This window comes from Amycolatopsis xylanica (assembly GCF_900107045.1).
Taxonomy (GTDB): Bacteria; Actinomycetota; Actinomycetes; order Mycobacteriales; family Pseudonocardiaceae; genus Amycolatopsis; species Amycolatopsis xylanica.
Genome location: NZ_FNON01000009.1, coordinates 204,881 through 228,607 on the forward strand (window position 1 = coordinate 204,881; position 23,727 = coordinate 228,607).

Genomic DNA, 23,727 nt, shown 5'->3' on the forward strand with positions numbered 1-23,727 from the left:
ACGCCGCTGGCCATCACTACTGCACCTGCCGCCGCGGCGGTGGCTTTGCGCTGCTCAGCGGCGGTGCCACTGTTCGCGGTCGATGACGATGTCCGCTATATCGAGCACCAGGACCCGGAGACCGGCAAAGCGCTGGAAAGCGATAGCCCGGTCATCGGGAACGGCGGCTGGGCGCAATTCAGCCGAGTGATCGCTGGGCCGAATGGCGTCATTTGGGCTTTCCGGCCCTCTGGTGAATTGCTGCGTTATGTCTGGACCGGCGACGGCTGGTCCGACGATTCGGGCGAAGTGGTCGACAACGACTGGGCCGGCTGGGACCAGCCGCAGTACCGCAACCGGATCGCCGTCGACGAACGCGGCGACATCTACTCGGTCGGCGCGGGCAACACGCTCGTGTGGCGCCGCTACAACGAAACGACACACAGCTGGGTCAAGAAGGAGCTGACCTCCGGCTGGGGCAAGTACGACCTGATCGTCGCCGCAGGCGACGGCGTGCTCTACGGCCGCACACCGGGCGGCGACCTCGACCGCGCCCGGTACAACGTGTCGGCGCAGCGGTTCCTGCAGGAGCCGGTCACCGTCGGCAGCGGCGGCTGGGACCAGTACAAGAACATCACCTCCGCGGGCGGCGACATCCTCTACGTCGCGACCTGGGACGGCAATCTGCGCTGGTACCGCTACCAGGAGGACGCCGGGGCCTGGACGGCCAATTCGCCGTCGACCATCGGCTTCGGCGGCTGGGACGCGTTCACCGACCTGGTGGCCACCTCGAACGCCTGCAAGCTGCAGAAGAACTTCAACCCGACAGCGCCGATCACGGTCCGCCCGCACGCGCGGACCACGCTGCTGCAGTCGTCGGGCGGCGCGCTCGAATACTCCTATGTGGACGGTGCGGGCAAGCTGGTCGTCGGCTCGCAGCCGGATCTCTCCAGTGACATCACGCTGCACGAGGTCGCAAACACCGCGGTGAACGGCACCCCGTCGGCGGCCCAGCAGGCCGACGGCACCGTGCACGTGCTCACCCAGGGCCGCGACTCCGTCGCGCGGACCACCGCCGTCAAGCCCGACGGAACGCCGCTCGGCACGAGCGACCTCGGAGGCGGCTTCGCCAGCCCGGCGACCGTGGGCACCACCAGCCCCGGGAACCTGGTGATCCACGCGGTCAACGCCGCCGACGGCAAGCTGTACTGCCGGACCGTCGGGCCCGACGGCTACAGCCCGATCTGGTACCGCCAGCTGACCGGGACGCTGCAGTTCACCGGCGACGCCCCGGTGTACGTCACCGACGGCTCCACCAAGGGGCTGCTGCTGCGCACCCGTGACGGCGCCTACCAGTCGGCCCAGTACCTCGGCTGCGGCGGCCCGACGCCGGTCAAGCCGCTGGGCGGGCCTGCCACCCTGGGCGCGGCCACCGCGGTCCTGAACGCCGACCACACGATGCAGGCGTTCGCGACCGGCGCCGACGGCGTGGTCTACACACAGAAGCAGAAGGCCGACAGCACCTGGCCGCAGGCGTGGACCGCGCTGCCCGCGCTCACCGGCGTCAAGGCCGTCGGCCAGCCGTCCGCCGTGCGCACGGCGTCCGGCATCGAGGTCGTCGTCCGTGACGAGCAGAACCACGTGCAGTCCACCGGCCAGGCCGCGGACGGAAGCTACCGCGCGTGGGTCGCGGTCGACCCCGAGCACTTCGTGGCCACCGCGACGGACCCGACGCTGATCCTGACCAAGGCGGGCGTGCTCGCGTTCACCTACCGCGACACGGACGAGAACGTCTACGTCTACAGCTCCGCCCCGCCGCCCGCCGCGAAGTCCGCGGCACCCGGCTTCTCCTTCAAGAAGCTGGGCAAGGCCGTCAAGGGCTGAGCCGACGCCGTCTTCTTGCCCCCGCTCGCGCGAGCGGGGGCAAGAAGATCCGTACGCTGGCGATCGTGATGGACATCTTCGCCTTCGCGGCCTCGGGGCACCTCGGCCCGATCCATTGTGGAATGTCGCTCGACGAGGCGGAAACCCTGTTGGGGCCCGGAAGCCCGCATCCGGCGATCCGCATGAAGCCGGGCATCGACGGCTACCCCTACTACTGGGAAAGCCTCGCGCTGACGATCAGGGGCGGCATCGTCGAAGATGTCACCGTGCACACCTGGCCGGGTCCGGCGATCCGGCTGCCGCTGACACCGGATCCTTACCCTGCGCCGATAAAGCGCGAAGACTTTCTCAAGGCTTTGGACTGCGAGTACGAGGTCTATGAACCGCTGACGTTCGGCAGCCAATCGGCGATCGTCACCGAGGCCGGCGTACAGGCGGCCTTCTACCACGATGACGAGGACGAGTTCCTGATCATGGTCAGCAAGTACGCTCGCTGACATGGCACAGGCTGGCAGGCGACCGGGGCAGACGGAGACCCGCGAGCGGATACTCGACGCCGCCAGGCAGCGGTTCGGCGCGCAGGGGTACTCGGGGGCGACCGTGCGCGGGATCGCGGCGGACGCCGGGGTCAACGCCGCGCTGCTGCACCACTTCTTCGGGAGCAAGCAGAAGCTGTTCGTCGCGGCGATGAACATCCCGGTCGACCCGGAGGTCGTGGTCCCGCTGATCCTGAGCGGGCCGGTCGAGGAGACCGGGGAGCGGCTGGTGCGGATGTTCCTGGGCTTCTGGGAGACGCCGGACGGGCGTGCGCCGTTCCTCGCGATGCTGCGGTCGGCCGCGACCAGCGAGCCCGCCGCGGCGATGATGCGGCAGTTCATGGAACAGGCCGTGCTCGCCAAGGTCGCCGAGGCCAGGGGCATCCCGCGCACGCGGGTGGCCGCCGCGGCGGCGCAGATGATGGGGGTCGCGCTGCTGCGGTACATCGTGCGGGTGCCCGCGCTGGCCGACGCGACGCCGGACGAGCTGGTCAAGCTGCTCGCGCCGGTCGTCCAGCACTACCTGGACGGCGACGGGTCGTGAGTGGCGCGGCCGGTTCTAACCGGTCAGAACACTCACGACTCGTTCATGTTCTGGTCACCCGGCGGGCCTAGGTTCCGGCGGTGACCATCGCACGATTCCTCCCGATTCCCGCCGTGGCCGTCCTGCTGCTCGGCGCCGCGCCCGCCGAAGCGGCCTGCCCGCCTTCGCCGGTGCTGCAGACCCGTGCCTTCGTCGACGACGGGTCGGCCGATCCGGCCAACGCGGACGCCGACGACCCGGCGATCTGGGTGAACCCGCGCCACCCCGAGCGCAGCGTCGTGCTCGGCGCGCTCAAGGAGGGCGGGCTCGCCGCGTTCGACCTGGACGCGCGCCAGATCGCGCACGTGCCCGCGCCGCCGAAGCCGGGCACCGGCGCCGCGCCGGGGCGGTTCAACAACGTCGACGTCGTCGGCGATCTCGCCGTCGTGAGCGACCGGGGACGGGACCGGATCCGGGTGTACAAGGTCTCTGCCGGGCCGGACGTGCTCACCGATGTCACCGATCCGGACGCGCGGCCGGTCTTCTCTGCCACAGAGTCCGATGTGGACGGTCAGCGCACCGTGTACGGGCTCGCGGCCGGGATGGGCCGGCTGGTCGTCACCACGCAGCGCCATGAGGCGCGGCTGGCGCTTTTGCGACTTGTCGACAAGCCGGGCGGCAAAGTCGGCACCGAGACCGTCACCAAGCTCGACATGCCGTCCACGTTCGCGCTGCCGAACGGCAAGTCCTGGTCGCCGTGCGAAGAGCCCGGCGAGGGCCCGCAGTTCGAAGGCACCGTGATCGACTCCGCGAACCGGGTGGTCTACACCGCTCAAGAGGACGTCGGCATCTGGCGGATCCCGCTCAGCGAAACCGGGTTCGGCACGCCCGTGCTCATCGACAAGGTCCGCTCGTTCGGCCTCCCCCAGCACTACGACGCCGCGACCGAGTCCTGCGTCGACGACGGGCCCGACCCCGGATTCGGCGGCCGCTGGCTCACCGCCGACGCCGAAGGCCTCGCGCTCGACCACGGCACGCTGCTCGCCTCGAGCCAGGGCGACTCGCGCTTCGTCCGCTACGGACGGTCGACTGTCGGCTTCCGGATCGTCGCGGGCCGCCACACCGACTCGGTCGAGCACTCCGACGGCGCCACGATCAGCACCGCCTACCTCGGGCCGAGGTTCCCCCGCGGCCTGCTCGTGGTCCACGACGGGGAGCGCCGTCCCGCCGTCGGCGACCTGCCGACCACCGGGTTCGCGTTCGTCCCGCTCCAGGATGTGCCGGCGAAATAAATCTCACTCCGAAGCAGCGAGTCCGGCCGCTCGCGCGTCCATAGGTGCGTGACCCCCTTCGAGGAGTTCGTGGCCGAGCGGCTGGACGGGCTCCTGCGCTACGCGACCGTCCTCACCGACGATCCGCATCTGGCGCAGGACATCGTCCAGGACGTGCTGCTGCGGGCACAGCAGCGGTGGGCGCGGATCGAGCATCCGCCCACCTACGTCCGCCGGATGGTCACCAACGAGTACCTCTCGTGGCGCAGGCGGCGCGCGGTGCGCGCGGTCAGCCCGTCCACCCCCGAGCTGCTCGACGCGCTGAGCCCGCCGCTGGACGACCCGAGCATCGGCTACACCGAGCGCGACGCCATGTTCGAGCGGCTCGCCGCGCTGCCCCGCAAACAGCGGGCGGCCGTGGTGCTCCGGTTCTACGAGAACTACTCGGACGAGGAGATCGCCGCGGTGCTGGGCTGCGGCACCTCGACCGTGCGCAGCCAGATCTCGCGGGCGTTCAAGACCTTGCGCGACATCGAGACCACCCGAGAGCCCACCGGAGCACCGCGATGAGCCGACTGACCGATGAGCAGGCCGAGGCACTCCTGCGCCACGGCCTCGACCAGATCGCCTCGCGCGCGCCCGACGCGGGCCATGTCCGCGAGCGGCTCGCGCGGCGTGCGCGGCCCCGTCCGGTGGCGCGCCTCGTCGCGGTCGCCGCCGCCGTGGTCGTGGTGGCCGCGGGGGTGCCGCTGGGGATCAAGCTGCTCCCCCAGGACCAGGCCCAGGAGCAGGTCAGGGCGCCGGTCGCGGCCGGCTGGCTCCCCGATGGCTTCACCGAGCAGGCAGGTGGCGAAAACACCAGGCTGTGGCGATCCGGCGCGGCCGAGATCGAGCTGACGATCCACGGCACCGACGAGCGCGAGTGGTCGGCGAACGCGGTGCGGATCGCGCGGCTGCAGTCGCAGATCCTGATCAAGGGCCGGGTCGCCGAGTTCACCGAGGAGGCGAGCACGGCCGTGCTGACCTGGCTCCCCGACGAAGCGCACGTGCTGCAGCTGCGGCTGACAGGCGTGCCCGAAGCCCGGCCCATGGCCCTGCGCATCGCGGACGCCGTGCAGTTCCCCTGACCCGGGATAAAGCGGGCTTTATCCCGGTGTGGGATAAAGCCCGCTAAATCACGTCAGGCTCAGCCGAACGGCGGGGCGTCCACCTTGCAGGAGGCGCTCGCCGGCGGCAGCACGCCGGTGAACAGGTACTCGCGCTTCATCTTCTCCGCGCAGGTGCTGATCGCGAACATGGTGCTGTGGCCGGAGCCCTCGATCACGTTCACCTGGGCGCGGGCGAGCTGCTTCGCGCCGTCGTACGCGCCGTGCAGCGGCGTCGACGGGTCGAAGCGGGCGTTGAGCACCAGGATCGGCGCCGAGGTCGGGCGGTTCCACGGGCCGGTGTAGCGGTCGTCGTCCTTGGACTGCCAGAACGCGCAGCTCATCATGTCGAACACGCCGATGCGGCCGAAGTACGGCACGCGCTGGTCCTCGGTGATGGCCGCGGCGCTGTAGACGGCGGGGTCACGCGGGAAGACGCTGTCCGTGCACTGGATCGCGTTGAACGCCTCGTCGCGGTTGCTCAGATAAGGCTCGCCGGCGACAGCGGCCGACCTAGCCGCCGCAGCGGTGGGAGCGTCGTAAAGCTTCTGAAGCAGCGAGGCGGTGTCCGCGTAGCCACTGGGGATGGACAGGTCTCCTGCGGCGTTCACGATCGCCGAGTAGCTGTATGAGGTCCCGTCTACGACGATCGGCCCTTGCTTGGCCTTCGCGACGATAGCCTCCCACTTCGCACGCAGGTCACCGGCCGAGAAGGCACACTTCGGCCCCGCGAGCTTGCACTGCTGCAGGAAGTACTCGAAGGTGTCGGCGATGCCGCGCGGCACGTCCTGGCGGCTGTCGAGCGGGACCGTCGTGCCCTGGTCGCCGTGGCCGGAGACGTTGCCGACGAAGTCCATCGAGCCGTCGAACGCCATCGCGCGGACGCGGCCGGGGAACAGGTTCGCGTAGATGGCGCCGAGCTGCGTGCCGTACGAGATCCCGTGATAGGTCAGCTTCGCGTCGCCGACGGCGCGGCGCAGCAGTTCGAGGTCGCGCGCGGTGTTGGCGGTCGAAGCGTGCTTGAGGATCTCGCCCGCCTGCGACTGGCAGTGCGCCGCGAGCGCCTTCGCGTCGGAGTAGAACGCGGCTTCGCCGCTGGGGTCGCCCGGCATTTCCGGGCGCGCGGCGTAGAAGGCCTGCTGCTCGGCCTCGGTCGGGAAGCAGCGGACGCCCGCGCTGCGCGCGATGCCGCGCGGATCCCACGAAACGAGGTCGAACCGGGCCTTCAGCTCCGGCGAGAAGATCCAGGTGCGTTCCGCGCGCTGCCGCAGCCGGTCCACACCGGACGATCCGGGGCCGCCGAAGTTCACGAACAGGCTGCCGATGCGCTTCGACGGATCGGAGGCGCGCAGCCGGATGAGGGCGAGGTCGATCTTCTGGCCGAACGGCCGGTCGTAGTCGAGCGGGACGGACGCGGTGGCGCACTGGAACCCGCCGTCGCAGTCGACCCAGTTCAGTTTCGGGGTCGCCGCGACGTCGACGCGGACATCGCTGTAAGGCTCGGCGAACGCGGGTACGGAGACTAGTCCGGTCAGTGCGATGACCGCACCGAACAGGACCCCCAGGCGTGATCTCACGCGAAATACCTCCATGTGGTCAGGATTCAACGTCCGTAAGACTCCCGGACCGCCCCGAGGTTGCTTGACTCCACCCTTGGAGGAGCGCAGAATTAAACGCATGGCTAATTCTGCGATCTCGGTCGCCGGACTGCGGGTCCGGCGTGGCGGTCGCGTGGTCGTCGACGGGGTGGGCTTCGACGTGCCGCGCGGGGTGGTCACCGGCCTGCTCGGGCCCAGTGGCTGCGGCAAGACCACGCTCCTGCGCGCGATCGTCGGCGTGCAGATCGTGGCGGGCGGCACGGTCACCGTGCTCGGTCATCCGGCGGGCGCGCCGCCGCTGCGCAGGCTGATCGGGTACGCCACGCAGAGCCCGGCCATCTACGCGGACCTGACGGTGACCGAGTCCCTGCGCTACTTCGCCGACGTGCTGCGCGCGCCGAAGTCCGATGTGGACAGAGTGATCGCCGAGGTCGGCCTCACCGACCACGCCGACAAGCTCACCGGCTCGCTCTCCGGCGGCCAGCTCAGCCGCGCCAACCTCGCGGTCGCCCTGCTCGGCAAGCCGGAGCTGCTGGTGCTCGACGAGCCGACCGTCGGCCTCGATCCCGTGCTCCGCGACGAGCTGTGGGGCCTGTTCCGCAAGCTCGCCGCGTCCGGGGTCACCCTGCTCGTCTCCAGCCACGTGATGGACGAGGCGGCCCGCTGCGACCGGCTGCTCCTCATGCGCGACGGCAAGCTACTCGCCGACGACACTCCCCAGCACCTGCGCGAACGCACCGAGGCCACCGACCTGGAGCAGGCCTTCCTGCGGCTCGTCCGCGAAACCGAGGTGACCCCGTCATGAACCCCGCACTCGTGCTCGCCACCGCCCGCCGCATCCTCACCCAGCTCCGCCACGACCACCGCACGGTCGCGATGCTGCTGCTGGTGCCCTCGCTGCTGATGGTGCTGCTGCGCTTCGTGTTCAACAACGAGCTGCTGTTCAGCCACATCGCGCCCGCGCTACTCGGGGTGTTCCCTTTCCTGATCATGTTCCTGATCACCTCGATCACCACCCTGCGCGAGCGCACCACCGGAACACTCGAGCGGCTGATGACACTGCCGATCGGCAGGCTCGACCTGCTCTTCGGCTACGCGCTCGCGTTCGGCCTGATCGCGGTCGCCCAGGTCGCGATCGCGACCGGGATCTCCTTGGCCTGGCTGGGTTTGGACATCAACGGTTCCATTTGGACACTCCTGCTGATCGCCGTGCTCGACGCGCTGCTCGGCATGGCGCTCGGCCTGTTCGTCAGCGCGTTCGCGCGCACGGAGTTCCAGGCGGTCCAGTTCATGCCGGTGTTCGTGCTGCCGCAGATCCTGCTGTGCGGCCTGTTCATGCCGCGCGGCCAGATGGGCTGGCTGCTGAACTGGCTCTCGAACGTCATGCCGCTTTCGTACGCGGTCGAAGCGCTGACCCGCGTGACGACCTCGTCGACGGTCGACGCGACCCTGCTCCGGAACCTGCTGATCGTGGCCTGCTGCGCGCTGGCCGCTTTGGTGCTCGGCGCGGCGACGCTGCGCCGCCGGACGCCCTAGTAGGTTGCTGGCATGGGATCCGAGTACGAGCGCCTGGCCGCCGAGAAGTACCTGATGCTGACGACGTTCCGCAAAACCGGCGTCCCGGTCGCGACGCCGCTCTGGGCCGCGGGCGACAACGGCGAGATCGTGCTGTGGTCCGAGCGCAAGGCCGGCAAGATCAAGCGCATCCGCAACAGCGGCCGCGTCGAACTCCAGGCCTGCGACCTGCGCGGCAAGCAGACCCACGGCGCGGTCGTCACGGGCGAGGCCCGCCTGCTCGACGACGAGGGCACCGAGCGCGTCCGCAAGCTGATCGCGAAGAAGTACGGCATCGTCGGGCAGGTGACCATGTTCTTCAGCAAGCTCCGCGGCCCTCGCGACCGGACCATCGGCGTCGCCATCAAGCTCGGATGAACCGCGTCTCCTCGGGGTCATGAGTGTTCAGACCGGGGCGCGGTCTGGGTGACAAGGGCGGCCCTTGTCACCCAGAGCGTTGCAAGGGCGGCCCTTGTCACGTGCCAAGGTGAGCCGGTCCGCTAGAACCGGCCGCAACACTCACGACCCCACGACGGTCAGCGAGAGCCGGTACTCGCGCGGGCTCACGCCGCGCTCCCGTTTGAACGCCGTGCTCAAGGCGAAAGCGCTCCCGTACCCCACCCGCTGCGCCACCGAAGCGACCGTCGCGTCCGGCTCGCGCAGGAGGTCGGCGGCCATCGCCAGCCGCCAGCCCGTCAGGAACGACATCGGCGGCTCCCCGACCAGGTCCGTGAACCGCCGCGCCAGTGACGCCCGCGAGATCCCGGTCTCCGAAGCCAGGTTCGCAACCGTCCAAGGATGCGCGGGATTGTTGTGCAGCAACCGAAGCGCGGGCCCGACGACAGGATCGCTGTGCGCCCGGTACCAGGCAGGCGCCTCCGCTTCGGGCCGGGAGAACCATCGGCGCAAGGTGTCGATCAGCAGCAAATCCAGCAGGCGGTCCAAAACCGCCTCCTGGCCCGGCTGATCTTTACCGATTTCCTCAGCCAGCAACGGAATCAACGGTCCCTCGGCCGACACGACGACGCGCGGGGGCAAGGCGCTCAGCAGGCGGGCGCTGACCTCGCCGCGCATTTGGTAGGTGCCGGTCAACAACGTGGTCGAGCCGTCGACGTCGTTGCCCCAGGTGCGGGTGCCGAGGTCGCGCATCTCGACCTCTTGACCGTCCGGGGTCGCGCAGCGCTGACCGGGGTGGATGACCACCTGCACCGGGGTCGACGGGTCGTCGGCGACCGTGTACGGGTCGGGGCCGCGCATGATCGCGACGTCGCCGGCGGACAAACGGACCTCGTCGATCCAAGCCGACCCGCTCACCACCGCGACCACTGTCAGGGGCGCCTCGTCCTGGATGCGCATCGACCAGGGCGGATTCAAGACCGAGCGGAGCAGGAAGGCGCCTTGGGCCCGGGGGCCGTCGAGCAAACCGGCGAGTGCGTCCATGTCCGTCAGCGTAGACGCTTGCGTATGAAATTGCGATTCTCAGCTATGGAGAGTCTCACTCGACGCCGCTTAACTAAGTCCCATGACAAACACCTTGATCACCGGAGGCACCGGCAAGACCGGCAGCCGCATCGCTCGGAAGCTCGGCGCCCAGGCCCGCGTCGGGTCTCGGCAAGGTCTCCCGGCCTTCGACTGGGAGGACCGCTCGACCTGGCAACCCGCGCTCGAAGGCATGGACGCCGCCTACCTGTCGTACTTCCCCGACCTCGCGGTCCCGGGTGCCGCCGAGATCGTCGGCGCGTTCGCCGAACTCGCCGCTTCCCAAGGCACCAAACGGCTTGTGCTGCTGTCGGGCCGCGGCGAAGAGGGCGCGGAGTACGCCGAGCGAGCCGTTCAGGAGTCCGGCGCGGACTGGACGATCCTGCGGGCGAGCTGGTTCAACCAGAACTTCAGCGAGGGTTACCTGCTCGAGCCCGTGCTCGAGGGGACCGTAGCGCTTCCCGCCGGTGACACGCCCGAGCCGTTCGTGGACGCCGACGACATCGCGGACGTCGCCGTCGCCGCGCTCACCGACGACCGGCACATCGGCGAGGTGTACGAGCTGACCGGGCCGCGGCTGCTGACCTTCGCCGAGGTCACCGCCGAGATCGCCAAGGCGAGCGGGCGCGACGTCCGGTTTCAGCAGATCACCTTCGAGGAGTTCGCGAGCCCGGAGATCCCGGGCGATGTGCTGGAACTCCTCAAGTATCTGTTCACCGAGGTGCTCGACGGCCGTAACGCCAGCCTCGCCGACGGGGTGCAGCGCGCACTGGGGCGCGCACCGCGTGATTTCACGGACTACGCTCGCGAAACCGCCGCTAGGGGCGTCTGGGAGGCATGAAAAAGATGAGCACGTCACTGTCCGTTGTCATGATCCTGACCATCGTCGGCGCCGGGCTGGTCGGCGGGGTGTTCTTCGCCTTCTCGACCTTCATCATGCAGTCGTTCGGCGACATCCCGGCCGAGCAGGGCATCAACGCCATGAACTCGATCAACGTCAAGATCGTCAGATCGGCATTCATGCCCGCGATGTTCGGCACCGCGGCGCTGTGCGTCGCGCTGATCGTGTGGTCGTTCCAGGTCTGGGATCAGAAGTTCGCCATCCCGATGCTGCTGTGCGCGGCGGCTTACCTGGCCGGGGTCGTCTTCCTGACCATGGGTTACCACGTGCCGCTCAACAACGCGCTCGCTGCGGTACAGGACCCGGCATCCGCCGAAGCGGCCGCGCTGTGGCAGGACTACCTGAAGAACTGGACGCGCTGGAACCACGTCCGGACGTTGACCAGCCTGCTCCCGGCGGCAGGCCTGGCCGTCATCCTTTGGCTGAACTAGAACTCGGCGACCGCGGCGAGGGCTTCCGGAAGCGTGAAAGCGCCCGCGTACAGGGCCTTTCCGACGATGGAGCCCTCGATGCCGTCCCGGGTGTACGCGGCCATCGCGCGCAGATCGTCCACACTGGACACTCCGCCGGACGCGATCACCGGGGCGTCGGTACGGGCGGCCACCTCACGCAGCAGGTCGATGTTCGGGCCGCGCAGGGTGCCGTCCTTGCTGACATCGGTGACCACGTAGCGGCTCGCGCCGTCGCGGTCGAGCCGCTCCAGCGTCTCCCACAGGTCGCCGCCGTCGGAGGTCCAGCCGCGCGCGGACAGCCGGTGCCCGGCCTCGCTGATCCGGACGTCGAGGCCGATGGCGACGCGGTCGCCGTGCGACTTGATCACCTTCGCGGTCCAGTCCGGGTCCTCGAGCGCGGCCGTGCCGAGGTTGACGCGCCGGGCGCCGGTGGCCAGCGCGGCCTCCAGCGAGGCGTCGTCGCGGATGCCGCCGGACAGCTCGACCTGCACGTCGAGCTTGCCGACGACCTCGGCGAGCAGCTCGCGGTTGGAGCCCTTGCCGAACGCGGCGTCGAGATCGACCAGATGGATCCACTCGGCGCCGTCGCGCTGCCACTGCAGCGCCGCCTCGAGCGGGCTGCCATAGGAGGTCTCGGTACCGGCCTCGCCCTGGACCAGGCGCACGGCCTGGCCGTCGGCCACGTCAACGGCGGGAAGCAGCGTGAAAGTCACGAGGTAACTCTATGACGTCCAAACGCTAAGACGGCTACAGGGTGTCAAGCCAGTTCTTGAGCAGCCGGGCGCCGGCGTCACCCGACTTCTCCGGGTGGAACTGGGTCGCCCACAACGGGCCGTTCTCGACCGCCGCGACGAAGTCCTCGCCGTGGTGGGCCCAGGTGACCTTGGGCTGCTGCCCGGCCAGCCCGGACTCCAGGTCCCAGGTGCGCGCCGCGTACGAGTGCACGAAGTAGAAGCGCTCGTCCGGGTCGAGCCCGGCGAACAGCTGCGAGTCCGCCGGCGCGCGGACGGTGTTCCAGCCCATGTGCGGGAGCACGTCGGCGGTCAGCCTGTCGACCGTGCCGGGCCACTCCCCCGCGCCCGCCGCCTCGACACCGTGCTCGACGCCACGTTCGAACAGGATCTGCATACCGACGCAGATGCCCAGCACCGGGCGCCCGCCGGCCAGCCGCTTGCCGATGATCCGCTCGCCCTGCACGGAATGCAGCCCCTCGGCGCAGGCGGCGAAGGCGCCGACACCGGGCACGACGAGACCGTCCGCGTTGAGCGCGGCTTGCGGGTCCGCGGTGACCTCCACGTCGGCGCCTGCGCGCTGGACGGCGCGCTCGGCGGAGCGGAGGTTGCCCGAACCGTAGTCCAGGATCACGACAGTAGGCACGGCGTCCACGGTACCGGTGAACGGCGGAACCCCCTGGACGGACCCATGATCGCTAGCCCGAAAGGACCCATGACTGTTAAAGGATCACGAGATCTATTAACAGATAGCGATATCCGTACGAAAGTCGGATGTATCGGGCGGGCCACACCCTTAGATTTCCTAGCCAAGCGCGCGCCGTAATCCCCTTCATTGGCAAGGAGAATCCCTGTGTCCCGCAGAAACTTCGTGATGGGCGCCGTCGCGCTCGCCGCCGCCGTGCTGCCGCTGACCGCCGGTATGGCGTCGGCCGCGCCGACCGCCACGGTCGTGTACTACAACGCCTCCGGCGCCCCGACCTTCCAGTCCGCCATCGCCTCCGGCGCGGCCAACTGGAACCGCGCCGTGTCGAACGTCCAGCTGCGCTCCCGCACCTCCGGCGCCACCCTGCGCTACACCGAGGGCAACGACCCGCGTGGCTCCTACGCGCAGACCAACGGTCACGGCAGCGGCACCATCTTCATCGACTACACCCAGGCCAGGCAGTACGACGTCGTCCGGATCGCGGCCCACGAGACCGGCCACGCGCTCGGCCTGCCCGACCACTACTCGGGCCCCTGCTCCGAGCTGATGTCCGGCGGCGGCCCCGGCACCTCGTGCCACAACGCCAACCCGAACGCCACCGAGGCGGCCCGCGTGCAGCGCCTCTGGGCGAACGGCCTCGCGGCCAATTCGGCCCCGTCGAACACGATCTACGAGACCGTCTACGCCAAGTAGTCCCCGCGAGATAAAGCGGGCTTTATCCCACCCCGGGATAAAGCCCGCTTTATCCCGTTCCTAGTACCTGCGGAAGGTGTAGACGTCGGTGACCGTGTTGCACGGGCTCGGCGGGACCACCTCGACGCGCAGTTCGCCGGTCGGGGCGTCGTAGTCGACGCCCTCGGTGACGAACAGCCCGGGGCAGGTGCTCACCAGCGGCACCTGGCCCAGCGAACGCACGTGGGCGCGGACATCCCGGCCCTGCACCGGCCACGCGAGGTTGATCTCCAGCAACTGGAACGACGTCGGGTACAAGTCGTTATACGGGTCCGAGGTCGCGCAGAGCAGCTTCCACGCGGACACGAAGTCGCAGCCCTGGGCGTTGCGGATCTTGGTGTCGAGCTTGACGTGCCCGCTCAGCTCGATCGACCCGCCGGTCCCGGTCAGCGGCGCCGGGAACACGAACAGCTGGTCCAGCTCGCCCAGCGCCGCCGCGACCAGCCAGCGGCCGTCCGGCGTGATCGCGACCGCGGAGTTCGCGTTGGCGGGCGGCTCTTCCGGCGTCAGCTTGTGGACGTACTCATAGGTCTGCCCGGTCGGCGTCGTCACCAGGAACATCTTGTTCGGCGCGGGCACGTCGCGGGTGTTCTGGTACGCGTCCACGATGTAGCCGCGGTGCGAGTCGACGTCGCCGACGTGGCCCCAGCCCTTGTCCAGCTGTGCCTGCGGGATCGCGCCGCTGCCGCGGTACACCAGCGCGGGCGGCTTGCCCGGCACGCGCACCGTGGCGATGCCTTCGTTGCTGAACTTGATGTCCACCGTGGCATGGCCGGTCTGCCGCCAGCCGCCGAGGGAGGCCGCCGAAGCGGTCCCGCTGAACGCGACCATGGCCGCCAGTATCGCGGCGATCCTTACCGTCACACGCATGCGCATGATCTCCTCGAGAAAGCGTTATCGCGGCGGCGGCGGGGGAATTCTCGCATCGGGTCACCGGTTTCGATGACCGCCGTTCGGTGGAACGATCTTGACCATGACCATCTCGGAGCGCCTGGACCGGTTGCCGGTGACGCGTCGCCACCGTTATGTCGTCGCACTGGTCGGGGTGGCGACCTTTTTCGACCTTTACGACCTGTTTCTCGCCGGGACGATCAGCACGGTGCTGACCAAGCAATTCGCCGTCTCACCAGGCGATTTGAAGCTGCTGCTCGCGTCGGCGTTCCTCGGCGCGTTCGTCGGCGCGCTCGGGCTCGGCAGGCTGGCCGACCGGGTCGGCAGGCGGACCGCTTTCCTGGTCACCCTCGGCTTGTATTCGGTTTTCACGCTTTTAGGCGCTTTCAGCACGGAAGTCTGGATGCTGGTCGTTTGCCGGTTCATCGCGGGCATCGGCATCGGCGCGGAACTCCCGCTGGCCGACGCCTACCTCGCCGACCTCCTGCCCGCGAAACACCGCGGCCGCGCGACGGCTTGGGCTTACACGATCGGCTTCTGCGGCGTGCCCGCCGCCGGTTTCCTCGCGCGCTGGCTCGCGGAGTACGAGAACGGCTGGCGCTGGCTTTTCGTGATCGGCGGACTCGGGGCGGTCGTCGTTTTGGCACTGCGCACGGGTTTGCCGGAATCGCCGCGCTGGCTCGTCAGCCAAGGCCGCTACGAAGAAGCCGAGGCCGTCGTCCGCCGTTTCGAAAAGGAAACACCGGAAGTCATCACCCCGGAAGCACCGCCTTCACCCAAAGCGCCGGCGACCGCGCTCTTCCGTCCGCCGTGGCTCAAACGCACCGCGATGCTTTACGTTTTCCAGGCACTGCAGGCATTCGGCTATTACGGCTTCGGATCACTCGTGCCAATCGTGCTGGCGGCCAAGGGATTCCACCTCAGCACATCGCTGACCTATGTCGCGTTGACCTTCCTCGGTTATCCGCTCGGCTCGGCGCTGTCGATTCCGATCATCGAACGCGCGCAACGCAAGTGGCTCATCATCGGCAGCGCGGCGGGCATGGCCGGGTTCGGGCTGGCGTTCGGCTACGCGACGACGTCGGCGGCGATCATCACGTTCGGCTTCTGTTACACCCTGCTGTCGAATGTCTTCTCCAACGCCTTCCACACCTACCAGGGCGAGCTGTTCCCGACCGAGCTGCGCGCGACCGCGGCGGGCTCGGCGTACTCGCTCTCCCGGCTCGCGACGGCCGCGATGCCGTTCGTCCTGCTGCCTGTACTCACCGGTAGCGGCCCTGGCGCGATGTTCGCGATAGTGGCCGGGGCCATGATGATTCTCATAGTCGACGTCGCGCTCCTCGGTCCCCCTACCACCGGACGTTCCGTAGAGTCGATCGCCGACGGCTCAACGATGCGCACGGGAGCAACACGATGACGAAACCGGATGCCCACGACTTCCTGGACCTCGACGCCGAGCTGAGTGGCGAAGTACGCGACATGCGCGACGCCGTGCGCGCCTTCGCGAACGACCAGCTCCTGCCGAACGTCGCGGAGTGGTACGAGTCCGGCTCGCTCCCCGCCGCCGAGCTCGCGAAGGGCTTCGGTCAGCTCGGCCTGCTGGGCATGCACCTGGAGGGCTACGGCTGCGCGGGCACCAGCGCCGTCGCGTACGGCATCGCGTGCCGCGAACTCGAAGCCGTCGACTCGGGGCTGCGCAGCTTCGTCTCGGTGCAGGGCTCACTCGCGATGTACGCGATCTACAAGTGGGGCTCCGAGGAGCAGAAGCAGGAGTGGCTCCCCCGCATGGCCGCGGGCGAGGCGCTCGGCTGCTTCGGCCTGACCGAGCCCGACGCGGGCAGCGACCCCGGCTCGATGCGCACGCGTGCTGTCCGCGACGGCAAGGACTGGGTGCTCACCGGCGCCAAGATGTGGATCACCAACGGCACGGTCGCGCAGGTCGCGGTGGTCTGGGCACAGACGGACGACGGCATCCGCGGCTTCGTCGTCCCGACGGACACGCCCGGCTTCACCGCCAACGAGGTCAAGCACAAGCTCTCCCTGCGCGCGTCGCTGACGGCCGAGCTCGTCCTCGACGGCGTCCGCCTGCCGGAATCCGCCGCGTTCCCCGAGGTCAGGGGCCTGCGCGGCCCGCTGTCCTGCCTGAACGAGGCCCGCTACGGCATCCTCTACGGCGTCGTCGGCGCGGCGCGCTCGTGCTACGAGTCGGCGCTGGAGTACACGCTCAGCCGCGAGCAGTTCGGCAAGCCGCTGGCCGGTTTCCAGCTCACCCAGCGCAAGCTCGCCGACCTGGTGGTCGAGGTCAACCGGGCCGGGCTGGTCGCGCTGCAGATCGGCAAGCTCAAGGACGCGGGCAAGCTGCACCACAACCACGTCAGCTTCGGCAAGATGGCGAACGTCCGCTCCGCCATCGAGGTCGCCCGCACCGCGCGCGCGATGCTCGGCGCCAACGGGATCTCGCTGGAGTACCCGGTCATGCGGCACATGGCGAACCTCGAAACCGTGCTCACCTACGAAGGCACCGAGGAGATGCACGCGCTCTCGCTCGGCCAGTCCGTGACGGGACTCGCCGCTTTCCGCTGACACAGGATGTCAGTGGAGACTGGCTAGCTTCGCGGCATGAATGTCGTGGAACTGCGTCAGTACACCCTGCGTCCGGGCCGCCGTGACGAACTGATCGAGCTCTTCGAGCGCGAGTTCGTCGAGAGCCAGGAGGCACTCGGCATCCGGCTGCCCGGACGCTTCCGCGACCTCGACGATCCCGACCGGTTCGTCTGGGTGCGCGGATTCGAGAGCATGGAAGCGCGCAAGGCCGCGTTGGAGGCGTTCTACACCGGGCCCGTATGGAAGCGGCACGGGCCCGCGGCGAACGCGACCATGCTCGACTCCGGCAACGTGCTGCTCCTGCGCCCGCTCGGCGCCGATTTCCCCGCCGTCGTCCCGCCGCTGGTCACCGTGACGATCAGCGATCCGGTGGAGGATTTCGACAAGAGCTCTGTCTGCTTCGAGACGCTCGATGTGGAGAACACGTTTCCCCGGCTGCCGGTCCGCGAAGGCGAGAAGGTGTTCGTGCGCTTCGATTTCAGCGGCGAGGCGATGGGCTCACTCCGGCTCTCCCGCGTGGGGTCGTGAGTGTTTTGGCCGGTTAGAACCGGCCGTGCCACTCACGACCCTGTCGCGAGCAACTCGGCCAGGCCGTCCGGGTAGAGAGTCGCTTTACCTGCCAGGAATTCGGCGATCGGGTACCAGAGCACCCGGGTCTCCGGCTCGTCGATGATCGTGCCGAGGTCTTCGCGGGCGAGCCAGGACGGGTCGGCGAACTCGGCGCTGAACAGGAAGACGATCTCGTGCCCTGGGCCGCCTTCATGGAGGAAGATGTTCTCCACCACGCCGATCTGCTCGACGTCGGTCAGCTCGGCCGCGAGTTCTTCGCGGAACTCGCGGCGGAGCGCCTCGGCCGCCCACTCGCCGAACTCGATGCCGCCGCCCAGCGGGCGGTAGAACGTCTCCCCCTTGATCACGTCGTGGCCTTCGAAAACCAGGATGTCGTCGCCACGGCGGATGACGGCCAGTGCGAGCGGGCGGATGTCTGCGGTCACCCGGCGACCCTACCGGGCCAGGAAGTCCTTGACCTGTATGGCGATCGACGCCTCGTCGAGCCCGTGCGCGAGGTCGTGGTCATCCACGTCACCATAGGTACGGACCTCGATGTCGCGGCGGACGCCGAGCGAGCGCAGCCGGTGCGGGATGTCGTCGAGCGCCGCCGACACCACGTGCGCCGACGTTCCCGCGAGGTACGGCTCGACGAGCAGCACGTTCGGCGTCGAGTCCCACACCGCGGTGCGCAGGCCCTCGGCGTCGAACGGGCGGATGGTCGAGGTGTAGAGCACCGTGACGTTCTGGCCTTCCGTCGCGGCCAGCACCCGGTCCAGCATCGGGCCGACCGCGAGCACGACGCCGTCGTTGCCCCACTTGACGACCTGGACACCGGTGCCGAGATGGGCTTCGGCGTTCTCCTGCGCGGAAAGACGCAGGTAGACGTTGCCGTCGCCGGGCAGTGACTCGAGCAGCAGGCGCCGCGCCTCGTCGGGATGCCCCGGCACGTGGATCGTCCAGCCGGGCAGGCTGTCGATGAGCGCGACGTCGCCGGGCGCCTGGTGTGTGCGGCCCGCGAACGGCATGTCGTAAGACGCGCCGGCCGACACCAGCACGGCACCGACGCCTTGATGGCCGAGGTCGAGTTTCACCTGCTCGAAGGGCCGCTCGACGAGGAACGACGAGAACGTGTGAGCGACCGGGCGCATGCCGGAGAGCGCGAGCCCGCCCGCGACGCTGATCAGCAGCTGCTCGCGGATGCCGACGTTGATCACCCGGCCGGGATGGCGGGCCTTGGCTTCGTCCATGGAGGCCGCGGAGATGTCGGCCATGACGAGCGCGACCCTCGGGTCGACGTCGAGCACTTCGTCCATTGTGGAGAGAAAAGTCTGGCGCATGTCCATGGCGGGTCAGCCTTTCGGTTCGACGACGGCGACGACCGCGAGCGGGCGTCCGGGGTGTGGCTCGGTGAAGGCGCGATACAGCGCGTCGTGGTCGCGGCCGTCGACGGTGCGGGTTTCCCAGCCTTCGACGGCGAACCGGCTCGCGATGCCGCCGGGCCAGCCGTGCGTGGCCGACGAGTTGTCGATGACGACCGTGGTGAGCCGTTCCATGCCCGCACGGCCGGCGACGGCGATGGCTTCGGCGTTGGAACCCTCGTCGAGTTCGGCGTCTCCGACGAGCACGATGATGCTGCCGGGCAGGTTTTGGGCGTCGAGACCGAAGACGGTGCCGATGGCGAGCGGAAGCCCGTGCCCGAGCGAGCCGCTGGAGATCTCGGCGCCGGGCACCCGCGTGCGGTCGGGGTGGTAGCCGAGCCGGGAATCGGCGCGGCCCCAGGTCTTCAGCTCGGACTCGTCGAGAAAACCCTTGGCGGTCAAGATCGCGTAGAATGCCATCGGGCCGTGTCCCTTGGACAGGAAGAAGCGGTCGCCGGGACCGAGCACCCGGTCGTAGAGCGTCCACAGTACGTCCAAAGTGGACGTACTGGCCGCGTCGTGCTTCTCGTCGCCCGTCATCAGCGACATGAGCCGGTCGAGTTCAGTGGCGGTGGTCATGTACCCAGGCTGCAACCTCGACCAAACTCGAAGTCAAGGATAGCCTGGCGGTGTGACCAAGCTTGCCGACCACCTGACCATCGGACAGGTGTCCGACCGCAGCGGCGTGCCGCACACCGCGTTGCGGTTCTACGAGGACAAAGGCCTGATCGGCTCCGAACGCACGGCGGGCAACCAGCGCCGCTACGCCCGCTCGGTGCTGCGCCGGATCGCGTTCATCCGCGCCGCGCAACGCGTCGGCCTGACCTTGGAGGACATCAGCGCCGCGCTGTCGACACTCCCGACCGACCACGCGCCGACGAAAGCCGACTGGGCGCGGCTGTCCAAGGGCTGGCAGGACGAACTCGACGCCCGCATCGACGCACTGCAACGCCTGCGCGACCGGCTGACCGGCTGCATCGGCTGTGGCTGTCTTTCGTTGCGCAGCTGCGGTCTCTACAACTCCGACGACCAGATGTCCCGCTTCGGTTCCGGCGCGGTGAAGCTGCGGCCGGCGGTCGAAGGCGGAATTTGAGTTGCGCCTCGGTGCGACGATGAGACCGTTATGAAAGACCTCAAACGTGTCTCCAAGAAACTCTCGTTCCACCTTCGGCACGAACCGGATCTGCTCGGCATCACCCTCGACCCGCAGGGCTGGGTTTCCGTCGACGTCCTGCTGCGCGCGCTGGCCGCGCACGGCTTCCGGCTCACGCGCGCCGAACTGGACGAGGTCGTGGCGAACAACGACAAGCGCCGCTTCGCCTTCGACGAGACCGGCACCCGGATCCGCGCCAGCCAAGGCCACAGCGTCCCGGTCGACCTCGCGCTCCCCGACTCGGTCCCGCCGGCCGTGCTCTACCACGGAACCGTGGCCCGCTTCCTCGACTCGATCATGCGCGAGGGCCTCAACCCCGGCTCCCGCCACGCCGTCCACCTCTCGGCGACAACGGACACCGCGATCACGGTCGGCGCCCGCCGCGGCAAGCCGGTCATCCTCCGCGTCGACGCGGCCGCCATGCACGCCGACGGCCACAAGTTCCAGCTCTCGGCCAACGGCGTCTGGCTCGCCCAGGCGGTCCCGCCCGCCTACCTCACCTTCGCCTGAAAGGCAGGATAAAGCGGGCTTTATCCCGCCCCTGAGCCAGGCGCGGCCGCCCCGCTGGTGATAGCCCGAAAGCCACTTTCGTCAGATGCGATCTGCCGGAAGTGGCTTTCGGGCTTTCACGAGGTGCGCGGTCGGCTCGGTCAGCAGATGCGGCGGGCGCGGCGGCCCAGGAGCTTGCGGCCGACCTCGAGCAGGGAGGCGCGCAGGGTTTCGTCGTCGAGGTCGGCGAGTGTGGGGGCGCCGCCGGTCAGCGCGAGTCCGGTGAGCAGGACGTGGGCGGTGATGACGCCCGACACGTCCGGGTCCTCGCCGACAAAGAGCGTGATCAGGCCTTCCTTCATGTCGACCGAGGTGTGGAAGCCACGTTCGAGCGCGCGGGCGATGCCGGGGTCGCTGGAGAACAACGCGACCAGTGAACGGTGCCGGACCACCAGGTCGACGAACCCTTCGAGGACGAAGTCGATCTGCGCGCCGCGACGCCGGACCTTGAGTCCTTCTTGGACGAGCGCGGCCAGCTCGCGCATGCCGGGCTCGGCGACCGCTTCGGCGATCTCGTCCTTGGTCTTGAAGTGGTAGTACACCGCCGCCTTCGTGACACCGAGCGCGTCGGCGATCATCTGCAGCGAGGTGCCTTCGACGCCGTGCTCGGTGAACAGGCGCAGCGCTGTGGTCAACAGCCTGGTCCTGGTTTTTTCAGGTGCGGTGTCCTCGCGGATTTCAGCCGTTCCGGCCGCCATCGGTCCTCCTCGATTCAGTCGGACTGTACGCCGCCATCTGGCCGATCGACAAGCCGACTCCCTAGCCGATCGGCTAGCCAAGAGCTAGCCGTGCGGCTAGTCAAATACTTGCCGATCGGCTTGTGACTCCCCTTGCCGATCGGCTAGCTTCGGAGTCACCTGATCGACTGAGACCTCTTCCAAGGAGTCACCCACAGTGGCCACCTTCCTCTACCGGCTCGGCCGGTTCGCGTTCCGCAGGCGGGCGCTCGTCGCCATGCTGTGGGCCGCCGTGCTGCTCGGCCTCGGCCTGGGCGCCGTGACGCTGTCCGGCCAGCTCACGAACTCCGTGACCATCCCCGGCACCGAGTCGCAGCAGGCGATCGACCGGCTCGCCGAGAAGTTCCCGCAGGCCGCCGCCGGTGGCGCGACCGCGCGCGTGGTCATCGCCGCGGCGCCGGGCCAGACGGTCACCACCCCGGCCAACCAGGCCGCCGTCGAGCGCGTGGTCGCGCAGCTGAAGACCGCGCCGAAGGTGGTCAACGTCGCCGACCCGTTCCAGATGAAGTCCATCTCGCCCGACCAGCGCGTCGCGCTCGCGCAGGTCAGTTACAAGGAGAAGGCCTTCGAGTTGACCGACGAGGACCGCACCGCGCTGAAGTCGGCCGCGAAGGTCGGCGAGCAGGCCGGGCTGCAGGTCGAGTTCGGCGGCGACGCCGTGCAGACCCAGCCGGTCACCAACGCCACCGAGGGACTCGGCGTCGCGGTCGCGGCGCTCGTGCTGGTGATCACCTTCGGCTCGCTGATCGCCGCCGGGATCCCGCTGCTGACCGCGCTCGTCGGCGTCGGCATCGGCATGGCGGGCATCACCACCGCGTCCGGATTCCTGGACCTGAACAACAACACCCCGGTGCTCGCGCTGATGATCGGCCTCGCCGTCGGCATCGACTACGCGCTCTTCATCGTCTCGCGCTATCGACATGAACTCGCGATCGGCCGGACCCTGGAGGAAGCCGCGGGCCGGGCCGCCGGGACGGCGGGCAGCGCGGTCGTGTTCGCCGGGCTGACCGTGATCATCGCGCTGGCCGGGCTGACCGTCGTCGGCATCCCGTTCCTCGGCGAGATGGGCGTCGCCGCCGCGATCACCGTGGCGATCTCCGTGGTCATCGCGCTGACCCTGCTGCCCGCGATCCTCGGTTTCGCGAGGAACCGCATCAAGCCTGGCAAGGACCACGAGTCCGCCAAGGCCACCCACGGCGAGCGCTGGGCCAGGTTCGTCGCGAAGCGCCGCTGGCCGGTGCTGATCGCGGCCGTCGCAGGCCTCGCGGTCGTCGCGATCCCGGTCGCCGACATGCAGCTCGGCCTGCCGAACGACAGCACGGCCGCGCCGGAGTCGACCCAGCACCGCGCCTACGAGATCGTCAGCAAGAGCTTCGGCGAAGGCGCGAACGGCCCGCTGCTGGTCGTCGTCGACATGCCGAACCCGCAGGCGGTGCCGCAGGTGGTCGCCAAGCTCAGCACGCTCAACGACGTCGCGTTCGTCAAGCCGACCGGCGTCAACCAGACGGGTGACACGGCACTACTGACCGTCATCCCGAAGAGCGGCCCGAGCAGCAAGCAGACCGAGGATCTCGTCGCCGACATCCGCGCCCAGGGCGCGTCGCTGAAGTCCGAAACCGGCGCGAGCATCGCCGTCACCGGGCAGACCGCGGCCAACATCGACGTCTCGGAGAAGCTCTCCAACGCGATGCTCCCCTACCTCGCGCTGATCGTCGGCCTCGCGTTCCTGCTGCTGATGCTGGTGTTCCGTTCGGTCATCGTGCCGCTCAAGGCGACGCTCGGCTTCCTCGGCTCGGTGGTCGCGACGTTCGGCGCCGTGGTCGCGGTGTTCCAGTGGGGCTGGCTGAACGACCTGCTCGGCGTCGAGTCGACCGGCCCGATCATGAGCATGCTGCCGATCCTGCTGATCGGCGTGCTGTTCGGCCTCGCGATGGACTACCAGGTCTTCCTGGTGACGCGGATGCGTGAGGAGCACGTGCACGGCGCCGACCCGCAGGAGGCCATGGTCACCGGCTTCCAGCACGGCTCGCGGGTGGTCGTGGCGGCGGCGCTGATCATGATCAGCGTGTTCGCGGGCTTCGTGCTGGCCGAGTCTTCGCTCATCCAGTCGATCGGCTTCGCGCTGGCGTTCGGGGTCGCGGTGGACGCCTTCGTCATCCGGATGACGATTGTGCCCGCGGTGATGTCGCTGCTCGGCAAGGGCGCCTGGTGGCTGCCGCGCTGGCTCGACAAGGTGCTGCCGAACGTCGACGTCGAGGGCGAGCAGCTCACGAAGAAGCTCGACGACGAGCGCGAACTCGCGTCCGTCTGAAAGGGTCGTGAGTGATGCCGA

27 protein-coding genes are annotated in these 23,727 nt (G+C 69.0%); 18 read left to right on the forward strand and 9 right to left on the reverse strand.

Features of this window, described 5'->3' with window-relative positions; all coding sequences use genetic code 11:
* Positions 1–63 precede the first annotated feature (63 nt).
* The 6 genes from BLV57_RS34410 to BLV57_RS34435 all read left to right on the forward strand — a co-directional run bounded on the left by BLV57_RS34410 (position 64) and on the right by BLV57_RS34435 (position 5,320).
* Positions 64–1,863, forward strand: coding sequence for a tachylectin-related carbohydrate-binding protein (locus BLV57_RS34410; RefSeq protein ID WP_176968936.1), 1,800 nt, complete (start codon positions 64–66; stop codon positions 1,861–1,863).
* A 65-nt stretch (positions 1,864–1,928) separates the two neighbouring features.
* Positions 1,929–2,360 carry a hypothetical protein gene (locus BLV57_RS34415; RefSeq protein ID WP_143047222.1) on the forward strand — a complete coding sequence of 144 codons (432 nt, stop codon included), beginning with the start codon at positions 1,929–1,931 and terminating at the stop codon, positions 2,358–2,360.
* Between the two features lies 1 nt (position 2,361).
* Positions 2,362–2,943 (forward strand): TetR/AcrR family transcriptional regulator, encoded by a 582-nt coding sequence (locus tag BLV57_RS34420; protein ID WP_091296464.1) that lies wholly within the window; start codon positions 2,362–2,364, stop codon positions 2,941–2,943.
* A gap of 80 nt (positions 2,944–3,023) precedes the next feature.
* Complete coding sequence (locus BLV57_RS34425) at positions 3,024–4,214, forward strand: phytase (protein ID WP_425426059.1); 1,191 nt, start codon at positions 3,024–3,026, stop codon at positions 4,212–4,214.
* Between the two features lie 48 nt (positions 4,215–4,262).
* A complete protein-coding gene (locus BLV57_RS34430) occupies positions 4,263–4,763 on the forward strand; it encodes a SigE family RNA polymerase sigma factor (RefSeq protein WP_091296469.1) in 501 nt (166 codons plus the stop codon).
* Positions 4,760–5,320, forward strand: coding sequence for a hypothetical protein (locus BLV57_RS34435; protein ID WP_091296472.1), 561 nt, complete (start codon positions 4,760–4,762; stop codon positions 5,318–5,320). Before BLV57_RS34430 ends, BLV57_RS34435 begins: the two co-directional genes overlap by 4 nt.
* Positions 5,321–5,379: 59 nt before the next feature.
* Here the strand turns inward: BLV57_RS34435 and BLV57_RS34440 are convergent, their stop codons facing one another.
* Positions 5,380–6,930 (reverse strand): alpha/beta fold hydrolase, encoded by a 1,551-nt coding sequence (locus BLV57_RS34440; protein WP_425426060.1) that lies wholly within the window; start codon positions 6,928–6,930, stop codon positions 5,380–5,382.
* 85 nt (positions 6,931–7,015) lie between these two features.
* Here BLV57_RS34440 and BLV57_RS34445 point away from each other — a divergent pair, with 85 nt between their 5' ends.
* The 3 genes from BLV57_RS34445 to BLV57_RS34455 are packed head-to-tail and all read left to right on the forward strand — an operon-like array spanning position 7,016 to position 8,868.
* Positions 7,016–7,741 (forward strand): ABC transporter ATP-binding protein, encoded by a 726-nt coding sequence (locus BLV57_RS34445; protein WP_091296475.1) that lies wholly within the window; start codon positions 7,016–7,018, stop codon positions 7,739–7,741.
* Entirely contained in the window at positions 7,738–8,472 is a 735-nt protein-coding gene (locus BLV57_RS34450) for an ABC transporter permease (RefSeq protein ID WP_091296478.1), read from the forward strand. Before BLV57_RS34445 ends, BLV57_RS34450 begins: the two co-directional genes overlap by 4 nt.
* A gap of 12 nt (positions 8,473–8,484) precedes the next feature.
* Positions 8,485–8,868 (forward strand): PPOX class F420-dependent oxidoreductase, encoded by a 384-nt coding sequence (locus tag BLV57_RS34455; RefSeq protein WP_091296480.1) that lies wholly within the window; start codon positions 8,485–8,487, stop codon positions 8,866–8,868.
* 141 nt (positions 8,869–9,009) lie between these two features.
* Here the strand turns inward: BLV57_RS34455 and BLV57_RS34460 are convergent, their stop codons facing one another.
* A complete protein-coding gene (locus tag BLV57_RS34460) occupies positions 9,010–9,930 on the reverse strand; it encodes an AraC family transcriptional regulator (RefSeq protein ID WP_091296483.1) in 921 nt (306 codons plus the stop codon).
* A gap of 82 nt (positions 9,931–10,012) precedes the next feature.
* On the opposite strand from BLV57_RS34460, the gene BLV57_RS34465 reads away from it, so the two are divergent.
* On the forward strand, positions 10,013–10,810 hold the full coding sequence (locus BLV57_RS34465; protein ID WP_091296487.1) for an NAD(P)H-binding protein: 798 nt from the start codon (positions 10,013–10,015) through the stop codon (positions 10,808–10,810).
* A 5-nt stretch (positions 10,811–10,815) separates the two neighbouring features.
* A complete protein-coding gene (locus BLV57_RS34470; protein ID WP_091296490.1) occupies positions 10,816–11,301 on the forward strand; it encodes an anthrone oxygenase family protein in 486 nt (161 codons plus the stop codon).
* Here BLV57_RS34470 and priA read toward each other — a convergent pair.
* Together priA and hisH are read right to left on the reverse strand one after the other, a co-directional pair.
* Positions 11,298–12,035: a bifunctional 1-(5-phosphoribosyl)-5-((5-phosphoribosylamino)methylideneamino)imidazole-4-carboxamide isomerase/phosphoribosylanthranilate isomerase PriA gene (priA, locus tag BLV57_RS34475; protein ID WP_091296492.1), complete on the reverse strand. Its 738-nt coding sequence runs from the start codon at positions 12,033–12,035 to the stop codon at positions 11,298–11,300. The genes BLV57_RS34470 and priA overlap by 4 nt on opposite strands.
* A 34-nt stretch (positions 12,036–12,069) precedes the next feature.
* Positions 12,070–12,699 carry an imidazole glycerol phosphate synthase subunit HisH gene (gene hisH / locus BLV57_RS34480; protein ID WP_091296839.1) on the reverse strand — a complete coding sequence of 210 codons (630 nt, stop codon included), beginning with the start codon at positions 12,697–12,699 and terminating at the stop codon, positions 12,070–12,072.
* A gap of 207 nt (positions 12,700–12,906) precedes the next feature.
* On the opposite strand from hisH, the gene BLV57_RS34485 reads away from it, so the two are divergent.
* Positions 12,907–13,452 carry a snapalysin family zinc-dependent metalloprotease gene (locus BLV57_RS34485; RefSeq protein WP_143047223.1) on the forward strand — a complete coding sequence of 182 codons (546 nt, stop codon included), beginning with the start codon at positions 12,907–12,909 and terminating at the stop codon, positions 13,450–13,452.
* A 60-nt stretch (positions 13,453–13,512) separates the two neighbouring features.
* Here BLV57_RS34485 and BLV57_RS34490 read toward each other — a convergent pair whose 3' ends face one another.
* Positions 13,513–14,361 carry a hypothetical protein gene (locus BLV57_RS34490; protein WP_091296842.1) on the reverse strand — a complete coding sequence of 283 codons (849 nt, stop codon included), beginning with the start codon at positions 14,359–14,361 and terminating at the stop codon, positions 13,513–13,515.
* A gap of 103 nt (positions 14,362–14,464) precedes the next feature.
* Between BLV57_RS34490 and BLV57_RS34495 the strand changes: the two genes are divergently transcribed.
* The 3 genes from BLV57_RS34495 to BLV57_RS34505 are packed head-to-tail and all read left to right on the forward strand — an operon-like array spanning position 14,465 to position 17,514.
* Positions 14,465–15,799: an MFS transporter gene (locus BLV57_RS34495; protein ID WP_091296496.1), complete on the forward strand. Its 1,335-nt coding sequence runs from the start codon at positions 14,465–14,467 to the stop codon at positions 15,797–15,799.
* Positions 15,796–16,965, forward strand: a complete 1,170-nt coding sequence (locus tag BLV57_RS34500) for an acyl-CoA dehydrogenase family protein (protein WP_091296498.1) — start codon at positions 15,796–15,798, stop codon at positions 16,963–16,965. Before BLV57_RS34495 ends, BLV57_RS34500 begins: the two co-directional genes overlap by 4 nt.
* 36 nt (positions 16,966–17,001) lie before the next feature.
* The gene (locus BLV57_RS34505) at positions 17,002–17,514 is read left to right on the forward strand and encodes an NIPSNAP family protein (RefSeq protein ID WP_091296500.1); all 513 of its coding nucleotides are present in this window, start codon (positions 17,002–17,004) and stop codon (positions 17,512–17,514) included.
* 32 nt (positions 17,515–17,546) lie between these two features.
* Here the strand turns inward: BLV57_RS34505 and BLV57_RS34510 are convergent, their stop codons facing one another.
* The 3 genes from BLV57_RS34510 to BLV57_RS34520 are packed head-to-tail and all read right to left on the reverse strand — an operon-like array spanning position 17,547 to position 19,535.
* The gene (locus BLV57_RS34510; protein WP_091296502.1) at positions 17,547–17,981 is read right to left on the reverse strand and encodes an NUDIX hydrolase; all 435 of its coding nucleotides are present in this window, start codon (positions 17,979–17,981) and stop codon (positions 17,547–17,549) included.
* Positions 17,982–17,990: 9 nt separating this feature from the next.
* Positions 17,991–18,881 (reverse strand): transketolase family protein, encoded by an 891-nt coding sequence (locus BLV57_RS34515; RefSeq protein ID WP_091296504.1) that lies wholly within the window; start codon positions 18,879–18,881, stop codon positions 17,991–17,993.
* 6 nt (positions 18,882–18,887) lie between these two features.
* The gene (locus BLV57_RS34520; protein ID WP_091296506.1) at positions 18,888–19,535 is read right to left on the reverse strand and encodes a thiamine pyrophosphate-dependent enzyme; all 648 of its coding nucleotides are present in this window, start codon (positions 19,533–19,535) and stop codon (positions 18,888–18,890) included.
* A gap of 52 nt (positions 19,536–19,587) precedes the next feature.
* Between BLV57_RS34520 and soxR the strand changes: the two genes are divergently transcribed.
* Positions 19,588–20,049, forward strand: a complete 462-nt coding sequence (gene soxR, locus BLV57_RS34525; protein ID WP_091296509.1) for a redox-sensitive transcriptional activator SoxR — start codon at positions 19,588–19,590, stop codon at positions 20,047–20,049.
* A 30-nt stretch (positions 20,050–20,079) separates the two neighbouring features.
* Positions 20,080–20,619, forward strand: coding sequence for an RNA 2'-phosphotransferase (locus BLV57_RS34530; RefSeq protein WP_091296512.1), 540 nt, complete (start codon positions 20,080–20,082; stop codon positions 20,617–20,619).
* Positions 20,620–20,759: 140 nt separating this feature from the next.
* Here BLV57_RS34530 and BLV57_RS34535 read toward each other — a convergent pair whose 3' ends face one another.
* On the reverse strand, positions 20,760–21,356 hold the full coding sequence (locus BLV57_RS34535; protein ID WP_091296514.1) for a TetR/AcrR family transcriptional regulator: 597 nt from the start codon (positions 21,354–21,356) through the stop codon (positions 20,760–20,762).
* 196 nt (positions 21,357–21,552) lie between these two features.
* Here BLV57_RS34535 and BLV57_RS34540 point away from each other — a divergent pair, with 196 nt between their 5' ends.
* Complete coding sequence (locus tag BLV57_RS34540) at positions 21,553–23,706, forward strand: MMPL family transporter (protein ID WP_091296517.1); 2,154 nt, start codon at positions 21,553–21,555, stop codon at positions 23,704–23,706.
* Positions 23,707–23,727 lie beyond the last annotated feature (21 nt).

What these genes read in the sequence shown, in the direction of transcription:
- BLV57_RS34420 (WP_091296464.1), top strand. Translation starts at nt 2,362, where the DNA reads ATGGCACAGGCTGGCAGGCGACCGGGGCAGACGGAGACCCGCGAGCGG.
- BLV57_RS34435 (WP_091296472.1), top strand. Translation starts at nt 4,760, where the DNA reads ATGAGCCGACTGACCGATGAGCAGGCCGAGGCACTCCTGCGCCACGGC.
- BLV57_RS34440 (WP_425426060.1), bottom strand. Translation starts at nt 6,930, where the DNA reads ATGGAGGTATTTCGCGTGAGATCACGCCTGGGGGTCCTGTTCGGTGCG.
- BLV57_RS34445 (WP_091296475.1), top strand. Translation starts at nt 7,016, where the DNA reads ATGGCTAATTCTGCGATCTCGGTCGCCGGACTGCGGGTCCGGCGTGGC.
- BLV57_RS34450 (WP_091296478.1), top strand. Translation starts at nt 7,738, where the DNA reads ATGAACCCCGCACTCGTGCTCGCCACCGCCCGCCGCATCCTCACCCAG.
- BLV57_RS34455 (WP_091296480.1), top strand. Translation starts at nt 8,485, where the DNA reads ATGGGATCCGAGTACGAGCGCCTGGCCGCCGAGAAGTACCTGATGCTG.
- BLV57_RS34460 (WP_091296483.1), bottom strand. Translation starts at nt 9,930, where the DNA reads ATGGACGCACTCGCCGGTTTGCTCGACGGCCCCCGGGCCCAAGGCGCC.
- BLV57_RS34465 (WP_091296487.1), top strand. Translation starts at nt 10,013, where the DNA reads ATGACAAACACCTTGATCACCGGAGGCACCGGCAAGACCGGCAGCCGC.
- BLV57_RS34470 (WP_091296490.1), top strand. Translation starts at nt 10,816, where the DNA reads ATGAGCACGTCACTGTCCGTTGTCATGATCCTGACCATCGTCGGCGCC.
- BLV57_RS34490 (WP_091296842.1), bottom strand. Translation starts at nt 14,361, where the DNA reads ATGCGTGTGACGGTAAGGATCGCCGCGATACTGGCGGCCATGGTCGCG.
- BLV57_RS34495 (WP_091296496.1), top strand. Translation starts at nt 14,465, where the DNA reads ATGACCATCTCGGAGCGCCTGGACCGGTTGCCGGTGACGCGTCGCCAC.
- BLV57_RS34500 (WP_091296498.1), top strand. Translation starts at nt 15,796, where the DNA reads ATGACGAAACCGGATGCCCACGACTTCCTGGACCTCGACGCCGAGCTG.
- BLV57_RS34505 (WP_091296500.1), top strand. Translation starts at nt 17,002, where the DNA reads ATGAATGTCGTGGAACTGCGTCAGTACACCCTGCGTCCGGGCCGCCGT.
- BLV57_RS34515 (WP_091296504.1), bottom strand. Translation starts at nt 18,881, where the DNA reads ATGGACATGCGCCAGACTTTTCTCTCCACAATGGACGAAGTGCTCGAC.
- BLV57_RS34520 (WP_091296506.1), bottom strand. Translation starts at nt 19,535, where the DNA reads ATGACCACCGCCACTGAACTCGACCGGCTCATGTCGCTGATGACGGGC.
- BLV57_RS34530 (WP_091296512.1), top strand. Translation starts at nt 20,080, where the DNA reads ATGAAAGACCTCAAACGTGTCTCCAAGAAACTCTCGTTCCACCTTCGG.
- BLV57_RS34535 (WP_091296514.1), bottom strand. Translation starts at nt 21,356, where the DNA reads ATGGCGGCCGGAACGGCTGAAATCCGCGAGGACACCGCACCTGAAAAA.